This is a genomic window from Bradyrhizobium sp. ORS 375, assembly GCF_000239775.1.
Classification (GTDB): domain Bacteria; phylum Pseudomonadota; class Alphaproteobacteria; order Rhizobiales; family Xanthobacteraceae; genus Bradyrhizobium.
This window is the reverse complement of the sequence record NZ_CAFI01000072.1, coordinates 1-5,916: the sequence shown is the minus strand read 5'-3', so window position 1 is coordinate 5,916 and position 5,916 is coordinate 1. Positions and strand designations below refer to the sequence as shown.

At 66.2% G+C, this 5,916-nt stretch carries 5 protein-coding genes; 4 read left to right on the top strand and 1 reads right to left on the bottom strand.

Going from position 1 to position 5,916, the window contains the following annotated elements; genetic code table 11:
- Together BRAO375_RS06450 and BRAO375_RS06445 are read left to right on the top strand one after the other, a co-directional pair.
- On the top strand, positions 1-412 hold a 412-nt coding region (locus BRAO375_RS06450), incomplete at its 5' end, for a PopZ family protein (protein ID WP_035639268.1).
- A 299-nt stretch (positions 413-711) separates the two neighbouring features.
- Positions 712-3,576, top strand: coding sequence for a valine--tRNA ligase (locus BRAO375_RS06445; protein ID WP_009026653.1), 2,865 nt, complete (start codon positions 712-714; stop codon positions 3,574-3,576).
- An 80-nt stretch (positions 3,577-3,656) separates the two neighbouring features.
- Here BRAO375_RS06445 and BRAO375_RS06440 read toward each other — a convergent pair whose 3' ends face one another.
- On the bottom strand, positions 3,657-4,295 hold the full coding sequence (locus tag BRAO375_RS06440; RefSeq protein WP_035639265.1) for a DNA-3-methyladenine glycosylase: 639 nt from the start codon (positions 4,293-4,295) through the stop codon (positions 3,657-3,659).
- Between the two features lie 132 nt (positions 4,296-4,427).
- Between BRAO375_RS06440 and lipA the strand changes: the two genes are divergently transcribed.
- Positions 4,428-5,387 (top strand): lipoyl synthase, encoded by a 960-nt coding sequence (lipA, locus tag BRAO375_RS06435; RefSeq protein WP_009026651.1) that lies wholly within the window; start codon positions 4,428-4,430, stop codon positions 5,385-5,387.
- A 10-nt stretch (positions 5,388-5,397) separates the two neighbouring features.
- Positions 5,398-5,871, top strand: coding sequence for a type II toxin-antitoxin system RatA family toxin (locus BRAO375_RS06430; RefSeq protein ID WP_009026650.1), 474 nt, complete (start codon positions 5,398-5,400; stop codon positions 5,869-5,871).
- The last annotated feature ends 45 nt before the right edge of the window (positions 5,872-5,916 follow it).

Here is a 5,916-nt window from a genome sequence, read left to right as displayed (position 1 = left end):
GCCCGAACCTGAAGTACTCGAGTTGACGGACGACATGGCCGTGGCACCACCTTCTCCCGCTCCAGCCCCACCTCCCGCGCCGGCGCCCGCATCCTTCCGCAAGGTGGACCCGCAGGACGACATCGAGTTCATCGAATCCGGGCGCCTCAACCAGAAGAGCGCGGGCTTCGAATCGTCGTTCGAGAACGCTGCGCCGCGGCAGCCGATCATGGCGCCCTCGACGGTCAATGCCGTCGAGTCGGCCTTCAATGCGCTCGCCAACACCGTACTCAGCAATAACGCCCGGACGCTCGAGGATCTGGTCAAGGAGATGCTGCGGCCGATGCTCAAATCCTGGCTCGACGACAATCTTCCGGCGCTGGTCGAGCGGATCGTCAAGGCGGAGATCGAGCGAGTCTCACGCGGCCGGTAATGCCGGGGCTGCCCGGTCAGGCTCCCAGAAGACCGGCTGCAGCGGTCCGGCCCAACATCTATCTTTGCCGCCGCTGTTGACTTGGCGGCCTGCGGCGGCTTTTTAGCCCGTTCGAGCTGATGCCGGCAGGGCGGATCGGGAAATGCTCCGCGCGAGCGCGGTCCCGGCCGGCGATCAGTCCAAAAAGAGCCCAAGCACCAACAGCTTGCGTGAGCTTATTCAGGTCGCGAGCCAAGACCCGGACAGGTTCCGCGACACCTTGAATTGGACGGCCGGCCTCGCGCCCGCTGGGAAATGTCATGATCGAAAAGAATTATCAGCCCGCCGACCTCGAAGGCCGCATGTCCCTGGTCTGGGAGGACGCCCGCGCGTTCTCCGCCGGCCGCCCGGATCGCCGCGACGCCGATCCCTTCACCATCGTGATCCCGCCGCCGAACGTGACCGGCTCGCTGCACATGGGGCACGCGCTCAACAACACGCTGCAGGACATCCTATGCCGGTTCGAGCGCATGCGCGGCCGCGATGTGCTGTGGCAGCCAGGCACCGACCATGCGGGCATCGCCACCCAGATGGTCGTCGAGCGCCAGCTGATGGAGCGCCAGCAGCCCGGCCGCCGCGAGATGGGCCGCGAGAAGTTCCTCGAACGCGTCTGGCAGTGGAAGGACGAGAGCGGCGGCACCATCATCAACCAGCTGAAGCGCCTCGGCGCCTCCTGTGACTGGGGCCGCGAGCGCTTCACCATGGACGAGGGCCTCTCCAAGGCCGTCGTGAAGGTGTTCGTCGAGCTGCACCGCGCCGGCCTGATCTACAAGGACAAGCGGCTGGTGAACTGGGACCCGAAGCTGCTCACCGCGATCTCCGACCTCGAGGTCCAGCAGATCGAGGTCAAGGGCAACCTCTGGTATCTGCGCTATCCGATCGAGGGCAAGACGTTCAGCCCCGAGGATCCGACCAGCTTCATCGTGGTCGCGACCACGCGTCCCGAGACGATGCTCGGTGATAGCGCCGTCGCCGTGCATCCGGATGACGAGCGTTATCAGCACCTCGTCGGCAAGCGCGTGATCCTGCCGCTCGTCGGGCGCGAGATCCCGATCGTCGCCGACACCTATTCCGACCCGGAGAAGGGCACCGGCGCGGTCAAGATCACGCCGGCGCACGACTTCGACGACTTCGAGGTCGGCCGCCGCCATGGCCTGCCGCAAATCAGCATCCTCGACCGCGAGGGCTGCATCGCGCTGGTCGACAACGAAGACTATCTGCGCGGCCTGCCCGAGGGCTCCGAGGAGTTCGCTAGGGAATTCCACGGCGTCGAGCGTTTTGCCGCGCGCAAGAAGATCCTGGAGCGGCTGGAAGCCTTCGGCTTCCTCGAGCGCATCGAGCCCAACACGCACATGGTGCCGCATGGCGACCGCTCCGGCGTCGTCATCGAGCCGTTCCTGACCGACCAATGGTACGTCGACGCCAAGACGCTGGCGCAGCCAGCGATCGCGGCGGTCAAGTCGGGCGCGACGACGTTCGTGCCGCGCAACTGGGAGAAGACCTATTTCGACTGGATGGAGAACATCCAGCCCTGGTGCATCTCGCGCCAGCTGTGGTGGGGCCATCAGATCCCGGCCTGGTATGGTCCCGACGGCAAGGTCTTCGTCGCCGAGACGGAGGAGGAGGCCGTCGGCCACGCCATCGGCTACTACGTCGAGCAGGAGGTCATCACGGCGGAGCAGGGCCGCGAGATGGCGCTCGACCGCAACAAGCGCGAGGGCTTCATCACGCGTGACGAGGACGTGCTCGACACCTGGTTCTCCTCGGCGCTGTGGCCGTTCTCGACGCTCGGCTGGCCCGACGACACGCCGGAGGTGAAGCGCTATTACCCGACCAACGTGCTGGTCACCGGCTTCGACATCATCTTCTTCTGGGTCGCCCGCATGATGATGATGGGCATCCACTTCATGAAGGAAGTGCCGTTCTCGACCGTCTACATCCACGCGCTCGTCCGCGACGAGAAGGGCGCCAAGATGTCGAAGTCGAAGGGCAACGTCATCGATCCGCTCGCGCTGATCGACGAGCACGGCGCCGACGCGCTGCGCTTCACGCTCGCCGCGATGGCCGCGCAGGGCCGCGACATCAAGCTGTCGACGCAGCGCGTCGAGGGCTACCGCAAGTTCGCCAACAAGCTCTGGAACGCCAGCCGTTTCGCGGAGATGAACGGCTGCACGGTGCCCGAAGGCTTCGATCCGGCTTCGGCCAAGGAGACGCTGAACCGCTGGATCGCCCATGAGGCGGCCGCCGCCACGCGCGAGGTGACCGAGGCGCTGGAGGCCTATCGCTTCAACGATGCGGCCAACGCGATCTACCGCTTCGTCTGGGACGTCTATTGCGACTGGTATGTCGAGCTCTCCAAGCCGACCTTGCTGGGCGAAGAGGGGCCGGCGAAGGACGAGACCAAGGCGATGGTCGCCTGGGCGCGCGACGAGATCCTCAAGCTGTTGCATCCGTTCATGCCCTTCATCACCGAGGCGCTGTGGGAGAGCACGGCCAAGCGCGACAGCCTGCTCACGCTCTCGCCCTGGCCGCACCGCGTCGATACCCCCACCGTCGCCGAGATCGCCGCGCTGTCGGCGGCCAGCTTCGGCGATCCGCTGGTGCCGCCGGTGCTGGTGTCGTTCGACGCCGCCAGCTTCAAGGACGAAGCGGCCGAGGCCGAGATCGGCTGGGTGGTCGATCTCGTCACCGCGATCCGTTCGGTCCGCGCCGAGATGAACATTCCGCCGGCGACCCTGATGCCGCTCGCGCTCGTCGGCGCCTCCGCCGAGACCAAGCAGCGCGCGCCACGCTGGAGTGAGGTGATCAAGCGCCTCGCCAGGCTGTCGGACATCACCTTCGCCGAGTCAGCGCCCGAAGGCTCAGCTCAGCTCGTCGTGCGCGGCGAGGTGGCCGCGCTGCCGCTCAAGGGCGTCGTCGATCTCGCCGCCGAGCGCACCCGCCTCGGAAAAGAAATCGCCAGGGCCGAGGCCGACATCGAACGCGTCGACAAGAAGCTCGGCAACGAGAAGTTCGTTGCCAACGCGCCCGAGGAGCTCGTCGAGGAGGAGAAGGAGAAGCGCGAGGCGGCGCTGGCCCGCAAGGCCAAGTTCCAGGACGCGCTGTCGCGGCTGCAGGGCGTCTGACACGACGCTCTCTCCGCGTCATTGCGAGCGCAGCGAAGCAATCCAGCGTCCCGCGCGCAGCCCCTGGATCGCTTCGTCGCTTACGCTCCTCGCGATGACGGCGGGAAGGGCTTGCTCAGGAAGCGCGAGCCCTTCAGGCCGAAACGCCAGGGCTTCTCGACCGCCTTGGTGATGCCGATGCGGACTCCGGTGACGATTTCGACATCGGCCGGTCGCGCGAACAGCTCGATCGGCGGAGCGTCGAGCGCCAGCGCGTTGTGCGCGATGGTCACCCCCATCGCCTCCGTCAGCTTGCCCGGCCCGGAGCACAGCATCCGGACATCCTTCAGCCCGCGCCGCCGCTTCATCTCTTCGATCCCGAGCGTCGGCTCGAGCGCCCGGATCAGCACCGCGCTCGCGGAGCCCTCCGGCTCGCAGACGAAGTTCATGCACCAATGGATGCCGTAGGAGCGATAGACATAGGCAAAGCCGGGCGGGCCGAACATCACCTGGTTGCGCGGCGTCGGTCCGCGGAACGAATGCGCCGCCGGATCGGTGTGGTGATACGCCTCGACCTCGACGATCACGCCGCCGACGCCGTCGACCAGGAACGTCGCCCCGATCAGCTCCGGCGCCACCTGGAGCACGTCGCGTGCGAAGAACGACCGGGTGAGTCGCTTGCCGGCGCGTCTGGCCGGAGACCGTGAAACCCCGGGAGTTTTTGCCGGTTTTTGTGCCATTCTCGAGAAAATCTGCCGGGATGAGCGCCCGCCGGCGCTGCCCATATCTGCCATGCCCTGGTATCCTCGGCCAGCCGGTTGCGGCGCAGCCCGGCACGGAATAGCTAGGGCGCAACAGGATTTGCAGGTCCCATGGTCACCATCGTCGACATCAACGCGAACACGCCGCTGCGCCCCCGCCATCCCGAGAAGGTGAACCGGCCGGACTCGGTCTCGCCGGCCAAGCCTAGCTGGATTCGCGTCAAGGCGCCGACCACCCGCGGCTATGCCGACACCCGCAACATCGTCCGCGAGAACGGCCTCGTCACGGTGTGCGAGGAGGCCGGCTGCCCGAACATCGGCGAGTGCTGGGACAAGAAGCACGCCACCTTCATGATCATGGGCGACACCTGCACGCGGGCCTGCGCCTTCTGCAACGTCAAGACCGGCATGCCCGCCGCGCTCGATGCCGGTGAGCCCGAGCACGTCGCCGAGGCGACCTTCAAGCTCGGCCTTGCCCATGTCGTCGTCACATCGGTCGACCGCGATGATCTTGCCGATGGCGGCGCCGCCCACATTGCCGCGACGATCCGCGCCATCCGCGCGAAGTGCGCGACCACCACGATCGAGGTGCTGACGCCCGACTTCCTGCGCAAGGACGGCGCGCTGGAACTGGTCGTCGCCGCCAAGCCCGATGTGTTCAACCACAATCTCGAGACCGTCCCGTCGCGCTATCTGTCGGTGCGTCCTGGCGCGCGCTACTTCCACTCGATCCGGCTGCTGCAGCGGGTCAAGGAGATCGATCCGACCATCTTCACCAAGTCCGGGATCATGGTCGGCCTCGGCGAGCAGCGCCACGAGGTGCTGCAGGTGATGGACGATCTGCGTTCCGCCGAGGTCGATTTCCTCACCATCGGGCAGTACCTGCAGCCGACCAAGAAGCACCATGCCGTGATGAGCTTCGTCACGCCGGAGGAGTTCTCCAACTACGAGACCGTCGCCTACACCAAGGGTTTCCTGATGGTGTCGGCGAGCCCGCTGACGCGCTCCTCGCACCACGCCGGCGAGGACTTTACCAAGCTGAAGGCCGCGCGCGACGCGCTCGCGCGCTGAGCGAGACGAGATGCCGAGATTTTCCAACAAGCGGCGCGTGCCGCACACGGCCGAGCAGATGTTCGACCTCGTCGCCGATGTCGAGCGCTACCCTGAATTCGTGCCGCTGTGCGAGCGGCTGGTGGTGCGCCAGCGCAACCCGAAGCCTGATGGCACCGAGGTCGTCGTCGCCGACATGACGGTGTCGTTCAAGCTGGTGAAGGAGACCTTCACCAGCCGCGTCACGCTCGATCGCGCCAAGCGCCACATCCTGGTCGAATATGTCAGCGGGCCGTTCTCGAGCCTCGAAAACCGCTGGAGCTTCGAGCCAACAGGCGAGGGCGCCTGCGAGGTGACGTTCTTCATCGCCTATGAGTTCAAGAGCCGCATGCTGGCGATGCTGATGGGCTCGATGTTCGACACGATTTTCGCGCGCATGTCGGCCGCGTTCGAGAAGCGGGCGGATGCGATCTACGGCCGGAAGCCGGCGGTGTCGTCGACGTAAGTCTTTCTCGTCTTCGAGTGGTAGACGACAGAGGGCGCCTCACCC

Excerpts from the sequence above, each read along its gene's own strand:
- BRAO375_RS06440 (WP_035639265.1), bottom strand. The coding sequence starts at position 4,295 with ATGGCACAAAAACCGGCAAAAACTCCCGGGGTTTCACGGTCTCCGGCC.
- BRAO375_RS06445 (WP_009026653.1), top strand. The coding sequence starts at position 712 with ATGATCGAAAAGAATTATCAGCCCGCCGACCTCGAAGGCCGCATGTCC.
- lipA (WP_009026651.1), top strand. The coding sequence starts at position 4,428 with ATGGTCACCATCGTCGACATCAACGCGAACACGCCGCTGCGCCCCCGC.
- BRAO375_RS06430 (WP_009026650.1), top strand. The coding sequence starts at position 5,398 with ATGCCGAGATTTTCCAACAAGCGGCGCGTGCCGCACACGGCCGAGCAG.